The organism is Pseudomonas sp. ACN8, assembly GCF_002303925.1.
In the GTDB taxonomy this organism is placed as follows: domain Bacteria; phylum Pseudomonadota; class Gammaproteobacteria; order Pseudomonadales; family Pseudomonadaceae; genus Aquipseudomonas.
Map to the genome: position 1 here is coordinate 1 of NZ_MRCS01000070.1, position 23,365 is coordinate 23,365.

Annotated in this window: 24 protein-coding genes; 14 read left to right on the forward strand and 10 right to left on the reverse strand. The window is 59.2% G+C overall.

The window, feature by feature from the left end; all coding sequences use genetic code 11:
• From BSF44_RS30880 to trpE, 5 genes are all read left to right on the forward strand, one after another.
• Window positions 1-81: hypothetical protein (locus BSF44_RS30880; RefSeq protein ID WP_256589171.1), on the forward strand; the 81-nt coding region annotated here is incomplete at its 5' end.
• Window positions 82-312: 231 nt separating this feature from the next.
• A complete protein-coding gene (locus BSF44_RS27200) occupies window positions 313-1,461 on the forward strand; it encodes an iron-containing alcohol dehydrogenase (RefSeq protein ID WP_095946110.1) in 1,149 nt (382 codons plus the stop codon).
• Between the two features lie 115 nt (window positions 1,462-1,576).
• Window positions 1,577-2,251: a ribulose-phosphate 3-epimerase gene (rpe, locus tag BSF44_RS27205; RefSeq protein ID WP_095946111.1), complete on the forward strand. Its 675-nt coding sequence runs from the start codon at window positions 1,577-1,579 to the stop codon at window positions 2,249-2,251.
• On the forward strand, window positions 2,248-3,066 hold the full coding sequence (locus tag BSF44_RS27210) for a phosphoglycolate phosphatase (RefSeq protein WP_095946112.1): 819 nt from the start codon (window positions 2,248-2,250) through the stop codon (window positions 3,064-3,066). The genes rpe and BSF44_RS27210 overlap by 4 nt, the downstream gene beginning before the upstream one ends.
• A 69-nt stretch (window positions 3,067-3,135) precedes the next feature.
• On the forward strand, window positions 3,136-4,617 hold the full coding sequence (gene trpE / locus BSF44_RS27215; RefSeq protein WP_008051644.1) for an anthranilate synthase component I: 1,482 nt from the start codon (window positions 3,136-3,138) through the stop codon (window positions 4,615-4,617).
• A 110-nt stretch (window positions 4,618-4,727) separates the two neighbouring features.
• On the opposite strand, the gene estP is transcribed toward trpE, so the two are convergent.
• Window positions 4,728-6,638, reverse strand: coding sequence for an esterase EstP (estP, locus tag BSF44_RS27220; protein ID WP_095946113.1), 1,911 nt, complete (start codon window positions 6,636-6,638; stop codon window positions 4,728-4,730).
• Between the two features lie 408 nt (window positions 6,639-7,046).
• On the opposite strand from estP, the gene BSF44_RS27225 reads away from it, so the two are divergent.
• The 4 genes from BSF44_RS27225 to BSF44_RS30445 all read left to right on the forward strand — a co-directional run bounded on the left by BSF44_RS27225 (window position 7,047) and on the right by BSF44_RS30445 (window position 10,377).
• Window positions 7,047-7,640 (forward strand): aminodeoxychorismate/anthranilate synthase component II, encoded by a 594-nt coding sequence (locus BSF44_RS27225; RefSeq protein WP_007980194.1) that lies wholly within the window; start codon window positions 7,047-7,049, stop codon window positions 7,638-7,640.
• Between the two features lie 9 nt (window positions 7,641-7,649).
• On the forward strand, window positions 7,650-8,699 hold the full coding sequence (gene trpD / locus BSF44_RS27230; protein ID WP_095946114.1) for an anthranilate phosphoribosyltransferase: 1,050 nt from the start codon (window positions 7,650-7,652) through the stop codon (window positions 8,697-8,699).
• Window positions 8,696-9,532 (forward strand): indole-3-glycerol phosphate synthase TrpC, encoded by an 837-nt coding sequence (gene trpC / locus BSF44_RS27235; RefSeq protein WP_095946115.1) that lies wholly within the window; start codon window positions 8,696-8,698, stop codon window positions 9,530-9,532. The genes trpD and trpC overlap by 4 nt, the downstream gene beginning before the upstream one ends.
• Before the next feature lie 143 nt (window positions 9,533-9,675).
• Window positions 9,676-10,377, forward strand: coding sequence for a lipoate--protein ligase family protein (locus BSF44_RS30445; protein WP_095946116.1), 702 nt, complete (start codon window positions 9,676-9,678; stop codon window positions 10,375-10,377).
• A 10-nt stretch (window positions 10,378-10,387) separates the two neighbouring features.
• Here the strand turns inward: BSF44_RS30445 and crp are convergent, their stop codons facing one another.
• Entirely contained in the window at window positions 10,388-11,032 is a 645-nt protein-coding gene (gene crp, locus BSF44_RS27245) for a cAMP-activated global transcriptional regulator CRP (RefSeq protein WP_008051651.1), read from the reverse strand.
• Between the two features lie 228 nt (window positions 11,033-11,260).
• Between crp and BSF44_RS27250 the strand changes: the two genes are divergently transcribed.
• Both BSF44_RS27250 and speD read left to right on the forward strand, forming a co-directional pair.
• A complete protein-coding gene (locus tag BSF44_RS27250) occupies window positions 11,261-11,683 on the forward strand; it encodes an OsmC family protein (RefSeq protein ID WP_095946117.1) in 423 nt (140 codons plus the stop codon).
• A 239-nt stretch (window positions 11,684-11,922) separates the two neighbouring features.
• The gene (gene speD / locus BSF44_RS27255; protein WP_007986012.1) at window positions 11,923-12,714 is read left to right on the forward strand and encodes an adenosylmethionine decarboxylase; all 792 of its coding nucleotides are present in this window, start codon (window positions 11,923-11,925) and stop codon (window positions 12,712-12,714) included.
• 185 nt (window positions 12,715-12,899) lie between these two features.
• Here speD and coq7 read toward each other — a convergent pair whose 3' ends face one another.
• The 6 genes from coq7 to hemJ form a co-directional block, all read right to left on the reverse strand.
• Entirely contained in the window at window positions 12,900-13,547 is a 648-nt protein-coding gene (gene coq7 / locus BSF44_RS27260; RefSeq protein WP_008051652.1) for a 2-polyprenyl-3-methyl-6-methoxy-1,4-benzoquinone monooxygenase, read from the reverse strand.
• Between the two features lie 149 nt (window positions 13,548-13,696).
• Window positions 13,697-14,035: a histidine triad nucleotide-binding protein gene (locus tag BSF44_RS27265; protein WP_007986008.1), complete on the reverse strand. Its 339-nt coding sequence runs from the start codon at window positions 14,033-14,035 to the stop codon at window positions 13,697-13,699.
• Window positions 14,036-14,115: 80 nt separating this feature from the next.
• Window positions 14,116-14,904 carry an SDR family oxidoreductase gene (locus BSF44_RS27270; protein WP_032829767.1) on the reverse strand — a complete coding sequence of 263 codons (789 nt, stop codon included), beginning with the start codon at window positions 14,902-14,904 and terminating at the stop codon, window positions 14,116-14,118.
• Window positions 14,905-14,965: 61 nt separating this feature from the next.
• Window positions 14,966-15,931, reverse strand: a complete 966-nt coding sequence (locus tag BSF44_RS27275; RefSeq protein WP_095946118.1) for a DUF805 domain-containing protein — start codon at window positions 15,929-15,931, stop codon at window positions 14,966-14,968.
• A gap of 92 nt (window positions 15,932-16,023) precedes the next feature.
• Window positions 16,024-16,992, reverse strand: a complete 969-nt coding sequence (locus BSF44_RS27280; RefSeq protein WP_095946119.1) for a nitronate monooxygenase family protein — start codon at window positions 16,990-16,992, stop codon at window positions 16,024-16,026.
• 33 nt (window positions 16,993-17,025) lie between these two features.
• On the reverse strand, window positions 17,026-17,454 hold the full coding sequence (gene hemJ, locus BSF44_RS27285; protein WP_095946120.1) for a protoporphyrinogen oxidase HemJ: 429 nt from the start codon (window positions 17,452-17,454) through the stop codon (window positions 17,026-17,028).
• A gap of 135 nt (window positions 17,455-17,589) precedes the next feature.
• On the opposite strand from hemJ, the gene argC reads away from it, so the two are divergent.
• Window positions 17,590-18,624 carry an N-acetyl-gamma-glutamyl-phosphate reductase gene (gene argC / locus BSF44_RS27290; RefSeq protein WP_007980174.1) on the forward strand — a complete coding sequence of 345 codons (1,035 nt, stop codon included), beginning with the start codon at window positions 17,590-17,592 and terminating at the stop codon, window positions 18,622-18,624.
• A gap of 166 nt (window positions 18,625-18,790) precedes the next feature.
• On the forward strand, window positions 18,791-19,141 hold the full coding sequence (gene erpA, locus BSF44_RS27295) for an iron-sulfur cluster insertion protein ErpA (RefSeq protein WP_007906865.1): 351 nt from the start codon (window positions 18,791-18,793) through the stop codon (window positions 19,139-19,141).
• A 68-nt stretch (window positions 19,142-19,209) separates the two neighbouring features.
• On the opposite strand, the gene BSF44_RS27300 is transcribed toward erpA, so the two are convergent.
• Window positions 19,210-20,301 (reverse strand): anhydro-N-acetylmuramic acid kinase, encoded by a 1,092-nt coding sequence (locus tag BSF44_RS27300; protein ID WP_095946121.1) that lies wholly within the window; start codon window positions 20,299-20,301, stop codon window positions 19,210-19,212.
• 3 nt (window positions 20,302-20,304) lie between these two features.
• Entirely contained in the window at window positions 20,305-21,735 is a 1,431-nt protein-coding gene (locus tag BSF44_RS27305; protein ID WP_095946122.1) for a peptidoglycan DD-metalloendopeptidase family protein, read from the reverse strand.
• Window positions 21,736-21,946: 211 nt separating this feature from the next.
• Between BSF44_RS27305 and tyrS the strand changes: the two genes are divergently transcribed.
• On the forward strand, window positions 21,947-23,146 hold the full coding sequence (gene tyrS / locus BSF44_RS27310; RefSeq protein WP_095946123.1) for a tyrosine--tRNA ligase: 1,200 nt from the start codon (window positions 21,947-21,949) through the stop codon (window positions 23,144-23,146).
• The last annotated feature ends 219 nt before the right edge of the window (window positions 23,147-23,365 follow it).

The following is a 23,365-nucleotide window of genomic DNA, read 5'->3' on the forward strand; positions in this document are numbered from 1 at the left end:
ATTGCTTTCTCGGTGATCCTGCTGCTGACCCTGGAGTGGCTGCGTGGGCGGAGCGAGAAGCTGCGTACTGCGCAGGTTTAAAGCTTCACATCAATCCCCTGTAGGAGCGAGCTTGCTCGCGATGAACGTCAACGATAACGCGGGAAACCTGACACCCCGCGGCGCTCTCAGGTTCATCGCGAGCAGGCTCGCTCCTACAAGTGTTTTTGGTAGTTTTCGGGAGGTCCGGTCATTCACCTCCTGAATGGCAGACAAACCCCAATCCCCAGCTACTATTGTGCCCAGCTCCCCTACCTATAAGAGGCTGCGCATATGAGTCTTTCCTCTTTCAAAATCGCTCACAAACTGATCACCGGCGCAGGTGCCATCGAGCAGCTGTCTGCCGAGCTGAGGCGTCTGGACATCGACAACCCGCTGATCGTCACCGACGCCGCCCTGGTCAAGTCCGGCACGGTAGAACTGGCACTGGCGCAGTTGGGCGAACGCAGTTACGAGATTTTCGACCGGGTGCTCCCGGACCCCGAAATCGCCATCGTCGAAGATTGCATGCAGGCTTATCGCGACGGTGGGCATGACGGCTTGATCGGCCTTGGCGGCGGCAGTGCCATCGACATTGCCAAGAGCGTGGCGGCCTACGCCGGGTACCACGGTGCGCTGGAGGATCTGTTCGGTATCGATCAGGTCCCGCGCAAGGGCCCGCCGCTGATCGCCATCCCGACCACCGCCGGCACCGGCTCGGAAGTGACCAACGTCGCCATCCTTTCCGACAAGCTCGCGCAACTGAAGAAGGGCATTGTCAGCGACTACCTGTTGCCTGATGTGGCGCTGGTCAGTCCGCAAATGACCCTGACCTGTCCGCGCAGCGTCACGGCGGCCAGCGGCGTCGATGCGCTGGTGCATGCCATCGAGTCCTATCTGTCGGTCAACGCCTCGCCGATCACCGATGCCCTGGCCATCGGCGCCATCAAGTTGATCGCCAAGGCTTTGCCCAAGGCCTACGCCAACCCGTCGAACCTGCAAGCCCGGGAAGACATGGCCACTGCCAGCCTGATGGCCGGCATGGCGTTCGGCAATGCCGGGGTTGGCGCGGTGCATGCGCTGGCGTATCCGCTGGGCGGGCGCTTCAACATTGCCCATGGCGTCAGTAATGCCTTGCTACTGCCCCATGTCATGACCTGGAACAAGATGGCCTGCATCGAACGCATGCAGGATATTGCCGAGGCCATGGGCGTGAAGACCGCTCACTTGAGCATCAACGAAGCGGCCGACAAAGCCGTGCAAGCCATGTCCGAACTGTGTGCCGCCGTTGAAATTCCCCAAGGCCTGCGCAGTTTCGGTGTGCCCGAGGACGCCATCCTGTCCATGGCCGTGGAAGCGGCGGGGATCGAGCGCTTGATGCGCAACAATCCGCGCAAATTGAGTGCCGTCGATATCGAAAAAATCTATCGCGCGGCGTACTAGGGCAATTGCCGTCGATGGATGATGGCAAGGTCCAATCATCGCGCTCACGGTGCGCGCGTCAAAGCATGAGGTATACAATGCGCGCCATCGTGATTCTGCTCAGAAAAGGTGCGTCATGCAGCCCTTCGTAATTGCTCCGTCGATTCTCTCCGCCGACTTCGCCCGCCTGGGTGAAGAAGTGGACAACGTCCTGGCCGCCGGCGCCGACTTCGTGCACTTCGATGTCATGGACAACCATTACGTGCCGAACCTGACCATCGGCCCGATGGTCTGCTCGGCGCTGCGCAAGTACGGCGTGACCGCGCCGATCGACGCGCACCTGATGGTCAGCCCGGTGGACCGCATCGTCGGCGACTTCATTGAAGCCGGCGCGACCTACATCACCTTCCACCCGGAAGCTACCCAGCACGTCGACCGCTCCCTGCAGATGATCCGCGAAGGCGGCTGCAAGTCGGGCCTGGTGTTCAACCCGGCGACCCCGCTGGACGTGCTCAAGTACGTGATGGACAAGGTCGACATGATCCTGTTGATGAGCGTCAACCCGGGCTTCGGCGGGCAGAAGTTCATCCCAGGTACCCTCGACAAGCTGCGCGAAGCGCGGGCGTTGATCGATGCGTCGGGCCGTGACATTCGCCTGGAAATCGACGGTGGCGTGAACGTGAACAACATCCGCGAAATCGCGGCGGCCGGTGCCGACACTTTCGTCGCCGGCTCGGCCATCTTCAATGCGCCGAATTATCAGGAAGTCATCGACAAGATGCGCTCCGAACTGGCGCTGGCCCGCCCATGAGTGGTTTTGAGCAGTTGTTCCCGGGGCAACTGCCGCGGCTGGTGATGTTCGATCTGGACGGTACCTTGATCGACTCGGTCCCGGACCTGGCAGTGGCTGTGGACAAGATGCTGCTCAAACTCGGTCGCAAGCCCGCCGGTCTGGACGCGGTACGCGAATGGGTCGGCAACGGCGCGCCGGTGCTGGTGCGCCGTGCGCTGGCTGGTGCTATCGATCATTCGGCGGTCGATGACCATGAAGCCGAACGGGCGCTGGAGTATTTCATGCAGGCTTATGGCGAGAGCCATGAGTTGACCGTGGTTTACCCAGGCGTGCGTGACACCCTCAAATGGCTGAAAAAGCAGGGCGTCGAGATGGCGCTGATCACCAACAAGCCGGAGCGTTTCGTCGCGCCGCTGTTGGATCAGATGAAAATCGGCCGTTATTTCCGCTGGATCATCGGCGGCGACACTCTGCCACAGAAAAAGCCCGATCCGGCCGCGCTGTTTTTCGTGATGAAAATGGCCAACATTCCGGCTTCGCAGTCGTTGTTCGTCGGCGATTCGCGCAGCGATGTGCTGGCGGCGAAAGCGGCGGGGGTCAAGTGCGTGGCCCTGAGCTACGGCTATAACCACGGCCGGCCGATCGCGGAAGAATCGCCGGCACTGGTGATCGATGACCTGCGCAAACTAATTCCCGGTTGCCTGGATCCGGCCGCTGAGATAACGTTGGCCGACGCTGTCAAACCCCCTTCTGGAAACGCCATCGTGGTGGTCACTCGCAAACTCTGGATGAAAGTCATCAAGGCCCTGGCCCGCTGGCGTTGGCGCGCCTGACTTGATCCTGGCCGGTTCCCGGCGCGTTTGCATACCTGACTGTTCGACCCTCAAGCCACGAGGCACCTCATGATCCGCGAAGAATTCCTGCGTTTGGCCGCTGCCGGCTACAACCGCATCCCGCTTGCCTGCGAAACCCTGGCCGACTTCGACACGCCGCTGTCGATCTACCTGAAGCTGGCTGACGAGCCCAATTCCTACTTGCTGGAGTCCGTACAGGGCGGCGAGAAGTGGGGCCGTTACTCGATCATCGGCCTGCCGTGCCGTACCGTGCTGCGGGTTCATGATCATCACGTCAGCGTGACCGTCGATGGTGTCGAGACCGAAAGCCACGACGTGGAAGACCCGTTGGCCTTTGTCGAAGCGTTCAAGGCTCGCTACAACGTGCCGACCATTGCCGGCTTGCCGCGTTTCAACGGCGGCCTGGTGGGTTACTTCGGCTATGACTGCGTGCGTTATGTCGAGAAACGCCTGGGCAAATGCCCGAATCCGGACCCGTTGGGCGTCCCGGACATTCTGCTGATGGTGTCCGACGCGGTGGTGGTGTTCGACAACCTGGCCGGCAAGATGCACGCTATCGTCCTGGCCGACCCGGCGCAGGAAGACGCCTTCGAACAAGGTCGTGCGCGCCTGGAAGAGCTGCTGGAAAAACTCCGTCAGCCGATCACTCCACGCCGTGGCCTGGATTTCAGCAAGCAACAATCGGCTGACCCGGTGTTCCGCTCCAGCTTCACCCAGAGCGATTACGAAAAAGCCGTCGATACCATCAAGGAATATATCCTGGCCGGTGACTGCATGCAGGTCGTGCCGTCCCAGCGCATGTCGATCGACTTCAAGGCGGCGCCGATCGATCTGTATCGCGCGCTGCGCTGCTTCAACCCGACGCCTTACATGTACTTCTTCAACTTCGGCGACTTCCACGTCGTCGGCAGTTCGCCGGAAGTGCTGGTGCGGGTCGAAGACAACCTGATCACCGTCCGCCCGATTGCCGGTACCCGTCCGCGAGGCGCCAACGAAGAGGCTGACCTGGCGCTGGAAAAAGACCTGCTGTCGGACGACAAGGAAATCGCCGAACACTTGATGCTGATCGACCTCGGCCGCAACGACACCGGTCGCGTATCGGAAATCGGCTCGGTGAAGCTCACCGAGAAGATGGTCATCGAGCGTTACTCCAACGTGATGCACATCGTGTCCAACGTCACCGGGCAACTGAAAGCCGGGCTGACGGCCATGGACGCACTGCGGGCGATCCTGCCGGCGGGCACCTTGTCCGGCGCACCGAAGATTCGCGCGATGGAAATCATCGACGAACTGGAGCCGGTCAAGCGTGGCGTCTACGGCGGTGCAGTCGGTTACTTCGCCTGGAACGGCAACATGGACACCGCCATTGCGATCCGCACGGCAGTGATCAAGAACGGCGAACTGCATGTGCAGGCTGGTGGCGGCATCGTTGCCGACTCGGTGCCGGCACTGGAATGGGAAGAAACCCTGAACAAGCGTCGCGCGATGTTCCGCGCCGTTGCCCTGGCAGAACAGACCCCGAATACCTGATCCACGCAAAACCTACTGTAGGAGCTAGCAAGCTAGCTCCTACAGGGGATTTGCGGACACCAAAAAAACGCGGCGCCTGAGAGGGCGCCGCGTTTTTTATTGGCTGCACATCAGAAGTCCAGCGCAACACCTACGTTGATGCCCTGTTGGGTGAAGTCGTCGTCCTTGCGGATGTTGTAGCTGGCGCGCAGTGCCAGGTCCTTGGTGAGGTTGTGGCTCACCCCCAGGTTCACACGTTGCAAGTGACTTTGCGGGGTGTAGCCTTCCAGTGTGAACTGGTTGTTTGGCAGGCTGTTGAGGTTGATGTCCACGTCCTGGGTATCGTCGTTGTACTCACGTTCGATTGCCGCTTCGCCGAATACCTGGGTTTGCGGGGTGATCTGGTATTTGCCCTGCAGGCCAGCCCCCAGACGCCGGGAAATACGCTCCTGATCGGCGAAGGTCAGCGCCGTGGAATCGTTGCCATCCTCCGAGTAACCATCGACTTGCACCTTGGAGAAGTCGGCGCTGACAAACGGCGACAGGTGCCAGGGGCTGCTGGCTTGTTGCGCAATGTCGTAACCCACGCGTGCGCTGAAGGCTTCGACGTAGCCGCTGGTATCGCCTTTTTCGCCGCGTTCGTTGACGCCCAGCTGGAATTTACGCTTGAGGCTGTCGTAATCCAGATGCCCGGCCGTCAACGCCGCATCAGCCCACACACGGTTTTGCTGATACTGGGCGAATGCCGTGCCCAGGTAAGTGTTGAGCTTGTAGTCGGAGTCGTTGTTGCCGGCTTCGAGTTTCTGGTTATAGAAACCGGCCACCAGGCCAACACGCCAGGCATCGTCGAGACGATAGCTGCCGCCGATGTTCAAGTTGGCTCCGTTGCCGTCGGCGCTTGCCACGCTGTCCTGACCGTCAAAGTCCTGATGCTGTCCGCCGCCGGAAACAATGGCTCGCCATTGGCCGACGCCTTGCCAGTTTTCCCAGTCGGCCAGCCACTGATTGCGCAATTCGTCCTGATGCGCACGCACGGTGCCCTGGGCCATCTCCGGCAGCAAGGTCAGCTCCCACGGCGCCGCCAGCAGGGAATAGGCGTAATCGGCAATCAGACGCTGCCCGGCTTCGGTGGGGTGCACCGAGTCGTTGTAGATCAGCTTGGTCGGGTCCGGCGTGGCGCTGTTGATGCCGTAGCGGGCGTTCTCGGTGCAACCGTTGCCGCTGAAGCAGGTGGCGATGAGGTTCTGGTCGGTGGCCAGGCCAAACTGCGCCGGGTTGGCGAACGTCTCTTTGAGCAGTACCGGAATGTTGAGCGGAATGACTTCGGCGTTGATGTTTTGCAGTCGGCTTACCAGTTCAGTGTTGAACTGGGCGCTGAGTTGGGACGTGAACGCTTGCAGTGGGGTGCCGTTGAACGCCGGGGTAAAGCCGATATCCGGCAGCAGCCAGACCATGATGTATTTGGCGCCGGCGGTTTGCAGTGTCTGCACGCTGTCGGCCAGGCGGTCGGCGGCGGCACTGGCCTGGGGCAGGCTGGTGACGCGACCTTGCAGGAAGTCGTTACCGCCACCGGACAGGTAATACAGTGCATTCGGGTCGGCACGGAAGTTATTGGACGGAAGATAGCCGGCCCGGGTGCGTTCGCCGGTGGCGGAGATGCTGGTAATCGAATCAAGAATCTGGTCGGTACGATAGCCGCCTACAGCCCAGTTATTACCATCAGGCAGGCCTTCGTTGGCGCGAACGGCTGAAGCAGAGGATGCCGTCTGGTCCGGTGAATACCCCAGTTTTCCACCCAGGATCTGCGTGGCGTTGAGCGAGCGGACTTCGCCGCTGCCATCCAGGTAAACCGGCCCGGTCCGGTTGGTGTAACGCTGCGTCGCTCCGGCAGGCCCGCCCGTGTCGGTAAAGGTCCCTGCATCGTTGAGGCTGTCCCCGAAGACAATGAAACTTGTATAAGGATTAGGTGCGGCGTTCGCCTGGGCGCATGCCATCGCGAGCAAGCATCCTGCGAGCGGTACAAACAACGACTGTTTGATCATGTGCAAGTCCGTTTATTTATTGTTTTAGTGAACGAAACGACAGTACCAAAAACTTCCGGCCTTTTGCCATCTGTCGCGAAGCCTTTGATAGTTTCGCGGGCAGTACCCCCGGTGATATTGCACGCTCTGCCCAGCTAAGTTACTGTGCCGGGACGTACGAACGAGACCTTCCCCGTGTTGATCATCAGTAAACTCCTGGATCAAGTCATCAAGGCACACGCCCGCTGGCGTTGGCGCGCCTGAATTCTTTTGCCGGCCTCGCCGGACCTGTATCGCTTTGCCTTCTTTACCTGTTTGAAATGCCGCTTTGCTGGCGCTACACCGGCACCTGACAAAGCGCAGCGCCCTGCGGGTCAATCATTCGAAGGCCATCTTCAAAGTCAGTGAATTCAAGAGGTTCTATACGCCATGTTGCTGATGATCGATAACTACGACTCCTTTACCTACAACGTTGTGCAGTACCTGGGCGAGCTCGGCTCCCAGGTCAAAGTCGTGCGCAACGATGAATTGACCATCGCTGAAATCGAAGCCCTCAACCCTGAGCGCATCGTTGTGTCCCCCGGTCCTTGCACCCCGACCGAAGCCGGCATTTCGATTGAAGCGATCAAGCATTTCGCCGGCAAACTGCCGATTCTTGGCGTCTGCCTCGGCCATCAGTCCATCGGCCAGGCCTTTGGCGGTGATGTGGTGCGCGCCCGTCAAGTGATGCACGGTAAGACTAGCCCGGTATTCCACGAGGACAAGGGGGTATTCGCAGGCCTGAATCGTCCGCTGACGGTGACCCGCTATCATTCATTGATCGTCAAGCGCGAAACCTTGCCAGATTGCCTGGAACTGACCGCCTGGACCCAGCTCGAAGACGGCTCGGTCGACGAGATCATGGGCCTGCGTCACAAGACTCTGAACATCGAAGGCGTGCAGTTCCACCCTGAGTCGATCCTCACCGAACAGGGCCACGAACTGTTCGCCAACTTCCTCAAACAAACCGGCGGCACGCGCTAAGGACTTTTCATGAACATCAAGACAGCCCTGAGCCGTATCGTCGAGCACCTCGACCTCAGCACCGATGAAATGCGCGATGTCATGCGCGAAATCATGACCGGGCAATGCTCGGACGCGCAGATAGGCGCGTTCATGATGGCCATGCGCATGAAGAGCGAAAGCATCGACGAAATCGTCGGCGCAGTGTCGGTGATGCGCGAGCTGGCGGACAAAGTCGAGCTCAAGACCCTCGACGGAGTGGTCGATGTGGTGGGCACCGGAGGCGACGGTGCCAATATCTTCAACGTGTCGACCGCTGCTGCGTTCGTGGTTGCCGCTGCTGGCTGCACCGTGGCCAAGCACGGCAATCGTGCAGTCTCGGGCAAGAGCGGCAGCGCCGACCTGCTGGAGGCGGCCGGTATCTACCTGAACCTGACGCCGGTGCAGGTGGCGCGCTGCATTGACAACGTTGGTATTGGTTTCATGTTTGCCCAGACCCATCACTCTGCGATGAAATACGCCGCCGGTCCGCGCCGGGATCTGGGCTTGCGTACCTTGTTCAACATGCTCGGCCCGCTTACGAATCCGGCCGGTGTGAAGCATCAGGTGGTAGGCGTGTTCACCCAGGCCTTGTGCCGGCCGCTGGCGGAAGTCTTGCAGCGTATGGGCAGCAAGCATGTATTGGTGGTGCATTCGAAGGATGGCCTGGATGAATTCAGCCTGGCCGCGCCGACGTTTGTCGCTGAGCTGAAGGATGGCCAGGTCACCGAGTATTGGGTCGAGCCGGAAGACCTGGGCATGAAGAGCCAAAGCCTGCATGGCCTGGCGGTGGATAGCCCGGCGGCTTCTCTTGAACTGATTCGCGATGCCCTGGGCAAGCGCAAGACCGAGAACGGTCAGAAAGCGGCCGAGATGATCATGCTCAATGCCGGTGCCGCACTCTACGCGGCCGACCATGCCAGCAGCCTGAAAGAAGGCGTTGCCTTGGCGCACGATGCGCTGCACACCGGCCTCGCTCGAGAAAAGCTCGAGGAACTGGGTGCATTTACCGCGGTATTCAAAGTGGAGAATGAGGGATGAGTGTACCGACGGTTCTGGAAAAGATTCTGGCGCGCAAGGTCGAAGAAGTCGCCGAGCGTAGCGCTCGCGTAAGCCTCGCCGAGCTGGAAAACCTGGCCAAGGCGGCCGATGCACCCCGTGGTTTTGCCAAGGCCTTGCTGGCTCAGGCCAAGCTGAAGCAACCGGCCGTCATTGCCGAAATCAAGAAAGCCTCGCCGAGCAAAGGCGTGATCCGCGAGAACTTCGTTCCCGCCGACATCGCCAGGAGCTACGAGAAGGGCGGCGCGACCTGTCTGTCAGTACTCACCGATATCGATTATTTCCAGGGCGCTGACGCCTACCTGCAGCAGGCCCGCGCGGCTTGCCAGCTGCCGGTGATCCGCAAGGACTTCATGATTGATCCATACCAGATCGTCGAAGCCCGTGCCTTGGGTGCCGACTGCGTGCTGTTGATCGTTTCCGCGCTGGATGACGTGAAAATGGCCGAACTGGCAGCCGTGGCCAAAAGCGTCAACCTCGATGTGTTGGTGGAAGTCCACGACGGCGACGAACTGGAGCGGGCGTTGAAAACCCTCGACACTCCGCTGGTCGGCATCAACAACCGCAACCTGCACACCTTCGACGTCAGCCTGGAAACCACCCTCGACCTGTTGCCGCGTATTCCGCGCGATCGACTGGTCATCACCGAGAGCGGCATTCTCAACCGCGCCGATGTCGAACTGATGGAAATCAGCGACGTCTACGCGTTCCTGGTCGGCGAGGCGTTCATGCGCGCCGAAAGCCCGGGTGCCGAGTTGCAGCGTCTGTTCTTCCCTGAGCGCGGCATTCCCGTCAGCGGCTCGACCCTCGACTAAAAAGCATCGCGAGCAAGCTCGCTCCCACAGGGGTTGATGGCGGCCACAAAATCCATGGGCTGCCGGGATCAAATGTGTGAGCGAGATTGCTCGCGATAGCGGCATAAGAAGCACCACAGACTTTATGTCCTACGGAATACCTTATGACCTTACCTATTTCCCTGACCATCGAAGCCGGCCTGCAAGCTGAACAGGATTTGCTAGCGTCGGTCTGTGCCGGCGACGCGGAGTCCGGCCTGCTGTTCTGGCAGCCGAGCGATCGGGCGCTGGTCATGCCACGCCGTTTGAACCGCTTGCCCGGTTTTGAAGCCGCCAGCGAAGTGTCAGCGGCGGCGGGTTGGCCAGTGCTGTTGCGTGAAACCGGTGGCGAGCCGGTGCCGCAATCGGCCTCAACGATCAATATCGCATTGGTATATGCGCCACCACGCAGCGAAGGGGATCTGAATCGCATCGAGACCGGTTACCGGCGTCTATGCGATCCAATCTGTCAGTTGCTGGATGAGTTGGGTGGTACGTCGTCCCTGGGTGAAATCGAAGGCGCTTTCTGTGACGGTCGCTTCAACGTCAACCTCGATGGACGCAAGATGGTCGGTACCGCCCAGCGCTGGCGCCAAAGCCAGGGGGGGCAGCGTGCGGTAGGACTGGTGCACGGGGCGATGCTGATCGATAACGAGAGAGAGTCGATGGTCGCCGCGGTCAATCGTTTCAACGAGGCCTGCAGTCTGGAACAACGTGTACGTGCCGAAAGCCACATCGCGTTGCATGAGAAGTTCGCGGCGCACGATGCCCTGGCGCGCCTCGACGAACTCTACCGGTTGATGCTGGTGCAGATGTTCAGCGGCTAGGTTTTCGAGCTTATCGCGTACCGAAGACCACCATGGTTTTGCCTTTGACGTCCACCAGGTTGCGCTCTTCCAGATCCTTGAGCACGCGACCGACCATCTCCCGCGAACAACCGACAATTCGCCCGATTTCCTGACGGGTCACCTTGATTTGCATGCCGTCGGGGTGCGTCATGGCGTCTGGCTGTTTGCACAGCTCCAGCAGACAGCGGGCGACTCGACCGGTCACGTCAAAGAAGGCCAGGTCACCGACCTTGCGCGTGGTGTTACGCAGGCGCTGTGCGATTTGTCCGCTGAGGACGTAAAGAATGTCCGGATCCTGCAGGGACAATTCGCGGAATTTCGCGTAGCTGATTTCCGCGACTTCGCATTCAACCTTGGCCCGCACCCAGGCGCTGCGCTCCTGCTCCAGGCCGGCTTGCTCAAACAGGCCCAGCTCGCCGAAAAAGTCCCCGGCGTTCAGGTAGGAAATGATCATTTCCCGGCCATCGTCATCTTCGATCAGGATGGTGACGGAGCCTTTGATGATGAAGAACAGCGTTTCCGAGCGGTCGCCGGCACAAATGATGTTGCTCTTGGCCTGATAACGGCGGCGCTGGCAATGCATCAACAGCTTGTCGAGGTTCTTGATCTTGGAGTTGGGGGCAATAGCAACCATGGTTGTATCCCGAAAAAACTGCACGGTATGTTTGGTTTTTATAAATAGTGAACGCTGGAGTAAAGCTGGCTATGCGCCATAGAATTGGCGTCAGCTTAACAGACACGTCCTGCAATATTCGAGCATTTACCTACAAGGCAGTTGGATATGTCCCAGGACGCCGGGCGCTGTCAATCACGGGGCCTGTGCTAAGCTGGCGACCCTTTTTTATACAGTGGAGTCTTGGCGATGAAGGCACGCATCCAATGGGCTGGCGAAGCCATGTTCCTCGGCGAATCCGGTAGCGGTCATGTCGTGGTCATGGACGGTCCGCCCGATGCTGGCGGACGCAACCTGGGTGTCCGGCCGATGGAAATGCTGCTGCTGGGTGTCGGCGGTTGCAGCAATTTCGATGTGGTCAGCATTCTCAAGAAATCCCGCCAGGCGGTCGAAAGCTGTGAAGCCTTCCTCGAAGCCGAGCGTGCGACCGAAGATCCAAAGGTGTTCACCAGGATCCACATGCACTTTGTGGTCAAGGGCCGCGGCCTGAAAGAAGCACAGGTCAAACGCGCCATCGAGCTGTCTGCCGAGAAGTATTGCTCGGCCTCGATCATGCTCGGCGCGGCCGGCGTGGCAATTACCCACGACTACAAGATCATCGAGCTCGGTTGAATCGACATTCAACTATCATAAAAGCAGTGCAGACTCTGGCGAACACAAGCTGACGTCTGCATAATGCGCCACTTTTTTCAGGGTAGTGGCCCGTCAGCCGACAGGCCTCGCATCCGAACAGACAACCAAAATCGCCATCGCGAAGAGGTGTTAACCGTCCTACGCAGGTGCGTTGTTCGCATCTGACGGGCATGCTTGATCACGCGGCCGGGCCGCAAACACATAGAGAGTTTTTAACGGTGAAAAGCAAACTCAAGCTCCACGGGTTCAATAACCTGACAAAGACCTTGAGCTTCAACATCTATGACATCTGCTACGCGGAAACCCCGCAAGACCAGCAGGCTTACGTCGAGTACATCAATAAAGAGTACAACGCGAAACGCCTGACGCAGATCCTCACGGAAGTTGTCGATATCATTGGTGCCAACATCCTGAACATTGCCAGTCAGGACTATGAGCCGCAGGGCGCCAGCGTCACGATCCTGATCTCGGAAGAGCCGGTAACCCCGACCGACAGTCAGATCGAAGAGTCTCCGGGCCCACTGCCCGAAATCATTCTGGCCCACCTCGACAAGAGCCACATCACGGTGCACACCTACCCGGAAATCCATCCGGTCAGCGGTATTGCAACCTTCCGTGTGGACATCGACGTGTCGACTTGCGGGGTCATTTCACCGCTTAAAGCACTCAATTTCCTGATTCACCAGTTCGATTCGGACATCGTGACCGTGGATTACCGTGTGCGCGGCTTCACCCGTGACGTTGAAGGCAAAAAGCACTTCATCGACCACGAGATCAATTCGATCCAGAACTACCTCTCCGACGACACTTACGACGCGTACCAGATGACCGACGTGAACGTGTACCAGGAAAACCTGTTCCACACCAAGATGCTGCTGAAGAACTTCGAACTGGATAACTACCTGTTCGGCGACGCCACCAGCAATCTGTCCTCTGAGCAACGCGCCCAGGTGACCGAGCGGGTGAAACACGAAATGCTCGAAATCTTCTACGCGCGCAACATGGCGTAAGATTCTCGGGCACAAAAAAGGCGACTCCCTCACGGCAGTCGCCTTTTTTTATTCTGGCTCTTGTAGGAGCGAGCTTGCTCGCGATGGACCTGAGGGCGACACGTTTGTCCAGAAAACACGCGTTATCGTTGACGTCCTTCGTCGGAACGCCGCCCGGAGCAAGCTCGCTCCTACAAAAAACGGAGTCAGATCCGATAAGTACTCTTGGTCATTACCTTGGCCATCAGGCTCATCCCGAACTTCACCGGTGCCGGAAAGCGGAACCCGCCGGCATCCAGTGCACTTTCGGCATGCTGTTCTTCATCGATGCGCATCTGCTCAAGAATCGCCCGGGATTTTTCGTCCTCGGCCGGCAATTGCTCCAGATGTTCGTTCAGGTGTTTGCACACCTGGTCTTCCGTTGCCGCCACGAACCCCAGGCTGACTTTGTCGCTGATCAGGCCGGCCACTGCACCAATCCCGAACGACATGCCATAGAACAGCGGGTTGAGGATGCTGGTATGGCTACCCAGTTGATGGATGCGTTGTTCGCACCAGACCAGGTGATCGATTTCTTCTTCGGCGGCATGCTCCATCGCAGCACGCACTTGCGGCAGCTTGGCGGTCAGCGCCTGTCCCTGGTACAACGCCTGGGCGCAGACTTCGCCGGTATGGTTGATGCGCATCAGGCCGGCAACGTGGCGCGTGTCTTCGTCGCTCATTTTTGCATCCGGCTGCACGATGGCGGGCGACGGGCGGTACGGCTGGCCGCTGAAGGGCAGCAGGGTGCGCATCGCGGCATCGGCTTGCAGCAGCAGGCGGTCAATCGGCGAGTAGTGACGTTGGGTAGTCATGCTGACCTCCGGGGGGAATTTCGGCGGCCAGTTTAACCCAATCGGCCGGGGAAGGTTTGCGCTGGGTCATTGTGATGCAGAGGCTGTGACAGTGTTGTGATGCCAATTGTGGAGGCGGCTGTGAGCCGCTTCCACAGGGTTTGGCGCAATCAGCCCGGCGGCCAGTGCATCTGGCGCTGACCCAGCACGTGCATATGAATGTGGTAGACGGTTTGCCCGCCTTCTTCATTGCAGTTCATGACGACGCGGAAACCTTTTTCGCAGCCCAGTTCCAGTGCCAGGCGCTGGGCGGTGAACAGAATGTGTCCGGCCAGTGCCTTGTCGTCCTCTGTGAGGTCGTTGAGGGTGCGCACCGGCTTCTTCGGAACGACCAGAAAATGCACCGGTGCCTGCGGGGCGATATCGTGGAAGGCCAGTACCTGGTCGTCCTCGTAAATGATCTTCGCCGGGATTTCCCGGTTGATGATCTTGGTGAACAGAGTATCCACAGCTGTTTTCTCCGTTGTTTGGGCTGGCCTGAGTGTACTCATGGCGTATGCCAGCGCCCAGCCTTTTACCTTGGGTTGGATCAGCGCGGGCAGTAGGCCTTGTTGACCATGCCGGCGATTGTGCGAGTCAGCCAGCGCGAGCCGAGCCGCGGCAGGAAGGCGAACCAGCGGTTGCGCCGCCCGGGAATGATGATCGCTTTATTCTTTTCCAGTGCGCGCACGGTGTAGAGCGCCACTTCCTCGGGGCTCATCAGCAGTTTGCTGTTGGTCAGTTTTTCACTGTCGAGTTGCGCGGTACGGAAAAACGCCGTTCGAGTCGGCCCGGGGCAGAGCACCGAAACCTTGATCGCACACTTTTTCAGCTCGACGCGCAATCCTTCGGAAAAGTGCAGCACATACGCCTTGCTGGCGTAGTACGTGCTCATCCATGGCCCGGGTTGAAACGCCGCCACCGAGGCCACATTCAGAATTTGCCCGCCGCCTTGCAGGGCCATGCTGTTGCCGATGGCATGGCACAGGCGGGTGAGGGCGAGGATATTCACTTCGATCAGGTCTTGCTCGGTCATCCAGTCCTGGGCCAGAAACGGGCCGCATGTGCCGATACCGGCGCAGTTGACCAACAGATCGATCTGCCGGTCGCCTTCTTCCAGCTCCAGCAGGAACCCGGACAGGCGCAGCGGTTCGCCCAGGTCACAGGCACGGAACAGCACTTCCACGCCGAACCTTTGGGTCAGTTCAATCGCAATACTTTCCAGCTGATCACGTTGTCGGGCCACCAGAATCAGGCTGCGGCCGCGCCGGGCCAGCGCTTCGGCCATTGCCAGGCCGATACCGCTGGAGGCGCCGGTGATCAGAGCGTAACGGGTCATGCAGTTCTCCATCGCAACAGCTCCGCGCCGCGACGCAGGTGTCACGGGCCAGGAGCGCTGTTCATTCTTTCGCAGAGTCTACAGGGGGCTGGGCCTCTTCGGCTGCATCGTTGGTGGAATTTGGTAGCGGTTCGACCTCGACGTCGATTTCATCGGTGGTGACCGAACTGCTTTCGTAGCTGCTCTGGGCGGCGTTTTCGTATCCTTCCCGTATCGCCGTGAGACCGCCGGCCAGCGAGCCGAAAAGAACCAGCGCGATAACGATCAGCCACAGCGAAGACAATACCTTGACCGCGGTACTGTTCGGCGGAGGCGGCGGACCGTAGCGGTTGGCGGTGTCGTTGCCCGGCACGACCATGATCACGAGCGGAAAGAAACTGCCAACGAACGGCACCAGGTTCAGCAGCCACAACCAGCCGGACCAGCCGACATCGTGCAAGCGTTGAACAGTGATCTGGATGCTGACATAGATAAATCCGACGAAGAGGATCAAGGCCAGCAAGCTGGCCAATATCAGGCCGGCGGTCGAATCCGCGCCGATGAGAGCCAGGGCGACCAAGGCAAACACCCCGCAAACGGCCAGGAGCACAGTTGACAGCACCAGCGTCCAGGCGAGGTAACGCAAGCGGCCGATACGGCCATCGAAACTGAAGGGCTTGAGCGTGGCGAATTCCGCCACGGCCTCGCCGACCGGTGCGCGAGGCGGCGCGTAAGGGGACTGCGGATCTGCAAAAGACGCCTGGCTGCCGGCCGGAGCATGGTCATGCACGTCGGCGAGGTTCAGCTCGATCGGCGTTTCGGCTTCGATGCGGGCGTCGATACCGGTTTTGCTCAGCGCCTGGAGATAGGTCTGGGCATCGGCTTGCGACAGGTTGCGTTTGAGCGCTACCGGACGCCCGGCGAATAAACGCTCGATGGCTGCGACATCGCTTTTGAACAGCTCGGCGAGATTGAGCTTTGCCGTGGTGATGTCGACACCGGGTAGCAAGCCACCCTCGAATACGATCTTGAAATGATTTTCGCCCATTGCGAGGCATCCTTGTCGCGAGAGGTTGAAAGAAGAATGTAGTGCCCAGGTGAGTGTAAGACCAGCCGGGCAAGACTGGCCAAGATTTGCTGTCAGCGCGGCCAGCGTTTGGGCAACCGGGCGGCATGCTCCAGGGCTTGGCGGTACTCCGCGTCGAGGCGTGCAATCAACTGCTCGACACTCGGCAAGTCTTCGATTTCTCCCACGCCCTGGCCTGCAGACCAAACGGTCTTCCAGGCTTTGGCCTCATCGCTCACGGGTTTGAGCTTGGAACCGAAGTTGATCTCGCCCTTGCCTTGCAAGGCGGACAGGTCGAAACCGGCGGCCTCCAGGCTCTGGCGCATGAAACTCGCGGGGACACCTGACACCGCTGGAGTATGGATGATGTCTGCCGCTTTGGATGTCAGCAGCATTTCTTTGTAGGCGTCGGGCGCGTGACTTTCGGTCGTGCCGATAAATCGTGTACCGAAGTAGGCCAAATCCGCGCCGAGCAATTGAGCGGCAAGAATTTCGTGGCCGTGGTTCAGGCAACCGGCCAGCAACAGGGTTTTGTCGAAGAACTGGCGGATTTCGGCAATCAGCGAGAACGGGCTCCAGGTCCCTGCGTGCCCACCGGCGCCGGCAGCCACGGCGATCAAGCCATCCACGCCGGCTTCGGCCGCTTTCTCGGCATGACGACGAGTTGTCACATCATGGAACACCAGGCCGCCGTAGCTGTGCACCGCGTCGACCAGTTCTTTCACGGCACCGAGGCTGGTGATCACGATCGGCACTTTGTGTTCGACGCAGATCTCAAGATCCGCCTGTAAACGTGGATTGCTGTTATGGACGATCAGGTTCACGGCATAAGGCGCGGGGTTTTCCATTGTCGCCAGTCCGGCTTCGATTTCTTCCAGCCAGGCCTTGAAACCGCTACTTTCGCGCTGGTTCAGCGCCGGGAAGCTGCCGACCACGCCCTGGCGACAGCAGGCGAGTACCAATTGTGGATTGGAAATCAGGAACATCGGCGCCGCCACCACAGGCAGGCGCAAACGTTGTTCGAGCAGAGCGGGCAGCGACATTGGAAGTACCCCGGTGAGTGGTGCCTGTTGGATTTAGAACGGCCGAACGACGACCAGAATTACGATAGCCAGCAATATCAGAACCGGCACTTCATTGAACCAGCGATAAAAGACATGGCTGCGGGTGTTCTCGCCACGGGCAAAACGTTTTACCTGGGCGCCGCACATGTGGTGGTAGCCGATCAGCAGCACGACCAGGGTCAGTTTGGCGTGAATCCAGCCACCCTGGCTGAAGATGCCTGGATTGAGGTAGACGAGCCAGCCGCCGAAGATCAGCGTGGCGATCATCGCCGGGCCCATGATGCCCCGGTACAGCTTGCGCTCCATGACGCTGAAGCGTTCCTTGCTGATCGTGTCTTCACTTTGTGCGTGATAAACGAACAGTCGTGGCAGGTAGAACAGCCCGGCAAACCAGCACACGACGCTGACGATATGAAACGCTTTGAGCCACAGATAGAGCATTTTAGTCATTCCCCCAATTCACGGTAACCCGAATAGTAGAGGCTTGAGCGTCCGCACGTCACCTTGACGGTTGTCGCAGGGCCGCGCGGCCCCTATTATCGACGGCTTTCCAGTGGGTTCGTTGAGGGCAGGTTTATGGTCAAGGTCGGTATCGTCGGCGGCACGGGTTACACCGGTGTCGAACTGCTGCGTCTGTTGGCGCAACATCCGCAAGCTGAGGTGGTTGTCATCACTTCCCGATCCGAGGCTGGCCTTGCTGTGGCCGACATGTACCCGAACCTGCGAGGCCATTACGACGGCCTGGCGTTCAGCGTTCCGGACATCAAGACCCTGGGTGCCTGCGATGTGGTGTTCTTCGCCACACCGCACGGTGTTGCCCATGCCTTGGCTGGCGAGTTGCTGGCGGCCGGGACCAAGGTCATCGACCTGTCGGCCGACTTCCGTCTGCAAGACGCGGATGAATGGGCCAAGTGGTATGGCCAGCCGCACGGTGCACCGGAGTTGCTGGACGAGGCGGTCTATGGCTTGCCGGAAGTCAATCGCGAACAGATCAAGAAAGCGCGCCTGATTGCCGTGCCGGGCTGCTACCCGACTGCAACGCAATTGGGTTTCCTGCCATTGCTCGAAGCAGGCCTGGCCGATGCTGCGCATCTGATTGCTGACTGCAAGTCCGGCGTCAGCGGTGCCGGTCGAGGTGCTTCCGTAGGCTCGCTGTACTCCGAGACGTCGGAAAGCATGAAGGCCTATGCGGTGAAAGGTCACCGTCACCTGCCGGAGATTCGCCAGGGGCTGCGTCGTGCAGCAGGCAAGGACGTCGGCCTGACCTTCGTTCCGCACCTGACGCCGATGATTCGTGGCATTCACTCCACGCTCTACGCAACCGTTGTTGATCGCTCGGTGGATCTGCAGGCGTTGTTTGAAAAGCGTTACGCCAACGAGCCGTTCGTCGATGTGATGCCGGCCGGCAGCCATCCGGAGACTCGTAGTGTACGGGGCGCCAACGTCTGCCGTATTGCCGTGCATCGCCCTCAGGATGGCGATCTGGTGGTTGTACTGTCGGTGATCGACAACCTGGTCAAAGGCGCTTCGGGTCAGGCGGTACAGAACATGAACATTCTGTTCGGGCTGGATGAGCGTCTGGGCCTGTCCCACGCCGGCATGCTGCCGTAAGCGTTATCGCGCACAGCAAAAGGCCCGTCTGACGGGCCTTTTTGCATTCCGGGCCGGCGATTGGATTGGTTGATATACCATAACAATAGTTGACCGCTTTTCTAGGAGAAGCGGATAATGCGCGTCATCACGCAATATGACGGCGTAACGCCGGGAGATAGTCAGCATGAGCGTCGAATCCTTCACCCCCACGGCTTTGCAATTCACTCACGGTGCCGCGCACAAGGTGAAGAGCCTGGTCGATGAAGAGGGGAATGATCGCTTGAAGCTGCGCGTATTCGTTACGGGCGGCGGTTGTTCAGGTTTTCAGTACGGCTTCACCTTCGATGAAGAAGTGGCCGATGACGACACCATCGTCGAGCGCGAAGGGGTGAGTCTGGTTGTCGATCCGATGAGCTTCCAGTACCTGGCAGGTGCCGAGGTGGACTACCAGGAAGGTCTGGAAGGTTCGCGTTTCGTCATCAAGAACCCGAATGCGACCACTACCTGTGGCTGCGGTTCTTCGTTCTCGATCTGATCAGCACACCTGTTTCACAGAACGCCGCACGGCCTCAAGGCCTTGCGGCGTTTTGTTGTGTACAGGATTTATGCGGGGTAGATAGCGCCGAGTACACGCAAGCCGCGGGCACCGGTAACGCTCGGACGGTTGGCTGCGATGCCTTCGAGACAGCAATGAGCCAGCCACGCGAAGGCCATGGCTTCGACCCAGTCGGGGTCCACGCCGTAAGTGGCGGTACTGCTGACGCTGGCGTTTGGCAGCAGGCTGGCCAGGCGGTTCATCAAGGCAGTGTTGTGGGCGCCACCGCCGCAGACCAGCAGTTCCTGCGTGTCTGCCTGGGCGCTTTGCAGTGATTCGATGATGGTCAGCGCGGTCAGCTCAAGCAGCGTCGCCTGAACATCCTTGGCGGCGAAGGCTGGCAGTTGTGCCAGATGCCGTGTCAGCCATGGCAGGTTGAACACTTCCCGGCCGGTACTCTTCGGGCCTTTGGTCACAAAGAACGGATCACTGAGCAGGGCATTCAACAGCACCGGTTCTACCTTGCCGCTGGCAGCCCATTGGCCGTCACGGTCAAAGTGGTCGCCGCGTTGCTGGTGAATCCAGGCGTCCAGCAGCACATTGCCCGGGCCACAGTCGAAACCGGCGACCGGCTTGCCGGGCTCGATAAGGCTGAGGTTGCTGAAACCGCCAACGTTCAGCACTGCGCGATTACCGGCCCGCTCTTCAAACAAGGCTTCGTGAAAGGCGGGAACCAGTGGTGCGCCCTGTCCGCCGGCAGCGACGTCGCGGCTGCGGAAGTCGCTGACCACGGTGATGCCTGTCAGCTCCGTCAGTAGGGCCGGGTTGCCGATCTGCACTGTGAAACCGCGTGCCGGTTCGTGGCGGATGGTCTGGCCATGGCTGCCAATCGCACGAATGTCGTCAGGCTTCAGTTGCTGTTGAGCGAGTAGGGCATGAATCCCTTGGGCTGCCAGTTTCACCCAGTTCTGCTGGGCAATGGCGGAGCGGGCGATTTCGTCCGGACCGCTGGCGCACAAGCCGAGCAGCTCGGCGCGCAGGGAGTCGGGCATCGGGATGTAGTGGGAGGCGATCAGTCTGATCGCCGGGGCTTGCTCGATCAGTGCGATATCCAGGCCATCCAGGCTGGTTCCGGACATCACACCTATATAGAGCGCCATGACTTAGCGCTTGGCCGAAGCTAGCTGGGTGGACTTTTCCTGATCCATGCGCGCCATCAGCGGTTGGCTCTGCGCGAGGAAGCGCGCGCGTTCTGCTTTGGAGATCGGATCGGCCATCGCTACTTTCTGGCCCAGCGGATCAACGTGCACGCCATTGACCTGGAATTCATAGTGCAAGTGCGGGCCGGTGGAGAGACCGGTGGTGCCGATATAGCCAATCACCTGGCCCTGTTTCACTGTGCCGCCAGTCTTCACGCCCTTGGCGAAGCCTTGCATGTGGCCGTAGAGCGTAGTGTAGGTGTTGCCGTGCTGGAGGATTACGGTATTGCCGTAGCCTCCACGGCGGCCGGCCAGCAATACCTTGCCATCGCCGGCAGCCTTGATCGGCGTGCCGCGCGGCGCTGCGTAGTCGACGCCTTTATGGGCGCGGATCTTGTTCAGGATCGGGTGTTTGCGGCCCATGGAAAATTTCGAGCTGATGCGGGCGAAGTCCACCGGTGTGCGGATGAACGCCTTGCGCATGCTGTTGCCGTCAGCGGTGTAATAGCTGCTGTTGCCTTGTTTGTTGGTGTAGCGCACGGCGGTGTAGGTCTTGCCGCGGTTGGTGAAGCGCGCCGACAGGATCGGGCCAGTGCCGACGGCCTTGCCGTTGACCACCTTTTGCTCGTAGATCACGTCGAACTCGTCGCCCTGGCGAATATCCTGGGCGAAGTCCACGTCGTAGCCAAACACACTGGCCATGTCCATGGTCAGGCTGTGAGACAGGCCGGCCCGGGCTGCGGACTGCGACAGCGAGCTGTTGATCACGCCGTGTACATAGGCGGAGCGCACGGTCGGTTTCGCGGTAGTGCGGGTGAAGGTGTAGCCCTTGTCATTCTTGGTGAGGCTGATGCTTTCGAGGTCGTTGAGCTTGCTGTGCAGGTTGGTCAACTGACCGTCAGGACTCAGTTCGAATTCGAGTTTTTGCCCGTGCTTGAGCTGGCTGAACTGCTTGGCCTGCCTGTCGCTGGCCAGCACGTCATGCACTGAGGTGGCCGGGAGGCCGACCTTCTCGAACAGTGTCGAGAGGGTGTCACCCTTGGTGACGATCACTTCCCTGTGGCTTGCCGGCTTCTTTTCTTCGACGACCGGCGCAGGTGCTGGTACAGGTTCGGCCTGAGCGGTTTCCTGAGTGTCTTCGGCGCTGTTGTCGATCTGCGCGAAGGGGGAGGTTGCTGGTTCATTTGTGGCTTGAACGGCGTCAGCAGCGTCTTGATCTTGTGTCAGTTGTTCAGCAGGGCTTTCCAGTTCAAGACTCAGGGTTGTCTTTTTGGCTTCGACATCGCTGGAAGGGAATACCAGGAGCGCCAGACTGAGAAGGGCGGCGATGCCACTTGCGGCAAGCAAGTGGGTCTTCGGGTAAAGCGGCGGCGCTTTAGACGATTCTGTGGTCATAAGTGGTTTTGACTTTGAAAAAGATGAATTGGAAAAGATGAATGACATGATGAAGATGAAATAACTGTATAAAATATAACCAAATCATCTCTGAAGCAAGTCCGCAGGCGCTCTGTCTGTGGATTGGCGTCCGTGCGCCGGGCAAACCTTGTATTTGACGCGCGATCTTGTATGGTTGGTTCCCTTTGAATCTGAGCCTTGCGGGTCTGTTATGAAGTCGGTTGAAGAGCAGCTAGCGCTGATCAAACGTGGTGCGGAAGAACTGTTGGTCGAGTCCGAGCTGATTGAAAAGCTCAAGCGTGGCCAGCCGCTACGTATTAAGGCGGGCTTCGATCCAACCGCTCCAGATCTGCACTTGGGTCACACCGTGCTTATCAATAAGCTGCGCCAGTTCCAGGAGCTGGGGCATCAGGTGATCTTCCTGATTGGTGACTTCACCGGGATGATCGGCGATCCGAGCGGCAAGAGTGCCACGCGTCCGCCGCTCACTCGCGAGCAGGTCCTCGAGAATGCCGAGACCTACAAGACTCAGGTGTTCAAGATTCTCGATCCGGAAAAAACCGAAGTGGCATTCAACTCCACCTGGATGGATCAGATGGGGCCGGCCGACTTCATTCGCCTGACTTCGCAGTACACCGTGGCTCGCATGCTCGAGCGCGATGACTTCGACAAGCGTTACACCACCAATCAGCCAATCGCCATCCATGAGTTCCTTTATCCGCTGGTTCAGGGTTACGACTCGGTAGCTCTGCGTGCAGATGTCGAGCTCGGCGGCACCGATCAGAAGTTTAACTTGCTGATGGGGCGTGAGTTGCAGCGTGGTTATGGTCAGGAGGCCCAGTGCATTTTGACCATGCCGTTGCTTGAAGGTCTGGATGGCGTGAAGAAAATGTCCAAGTCCTTGGGCAACTACGTCGGTATCCAGGAAGCGCCGGGTGTGATGTACGGCAAGCTGGTCTCCATTCCGGATGCGCTGATGTGGCGTTACTTCGAGCTGCTCAGCTTCCGTTCAATGGATGAGATCAATGCGTTCCGTGCCGATGTAGAGGCGGGTGCCAATCCGCGTGACATCAAGATCAAGCTGGCTGAAGAGATCGTTGCGCGCTTCCATGGTGAGGAGGCTGCGGCCAATGCTCACCGTGCCGCCGGTAACCGCATGAAAGATGGCGAGCTGCCGGATGATCTGCCGGAAATCGAATTGACTGCTGCTGAGGATATGCCGATCGCTGCTGTCCTTAATAAAGCAGGACTGGTCAAGAACTCGGCGGTGGCTCGAGATCTCCTGGGTTCCGGTGGTGTGCGTATAGATGGTGAAGTTGTCGATCGCACCTTTATATATGCACTGGGCGCGACCCATGTTTGCCAGGCCGGGAAGAAGGCATTTGCGCGTATTACGCTCAAATCCGAATAAAGCTGAAATAAGGGGTTGACGGCGAATTCTAGAAGCCTATAATTCGCCCCACTTCCGGCGCAGTCGAAACGGAAAACTCCTTGGTAAACAACGAGTTACGCAGTTTTCGGCAGCAGGTTGCTTCAGTTCATCGAAGCCGAAAGGGAGTTGAAAAAGAGGTGTTGACAGCAGCGTGTAACGCTGTAGAATTCGCCTCCCGCTGATGAGAGATCTGAAGCG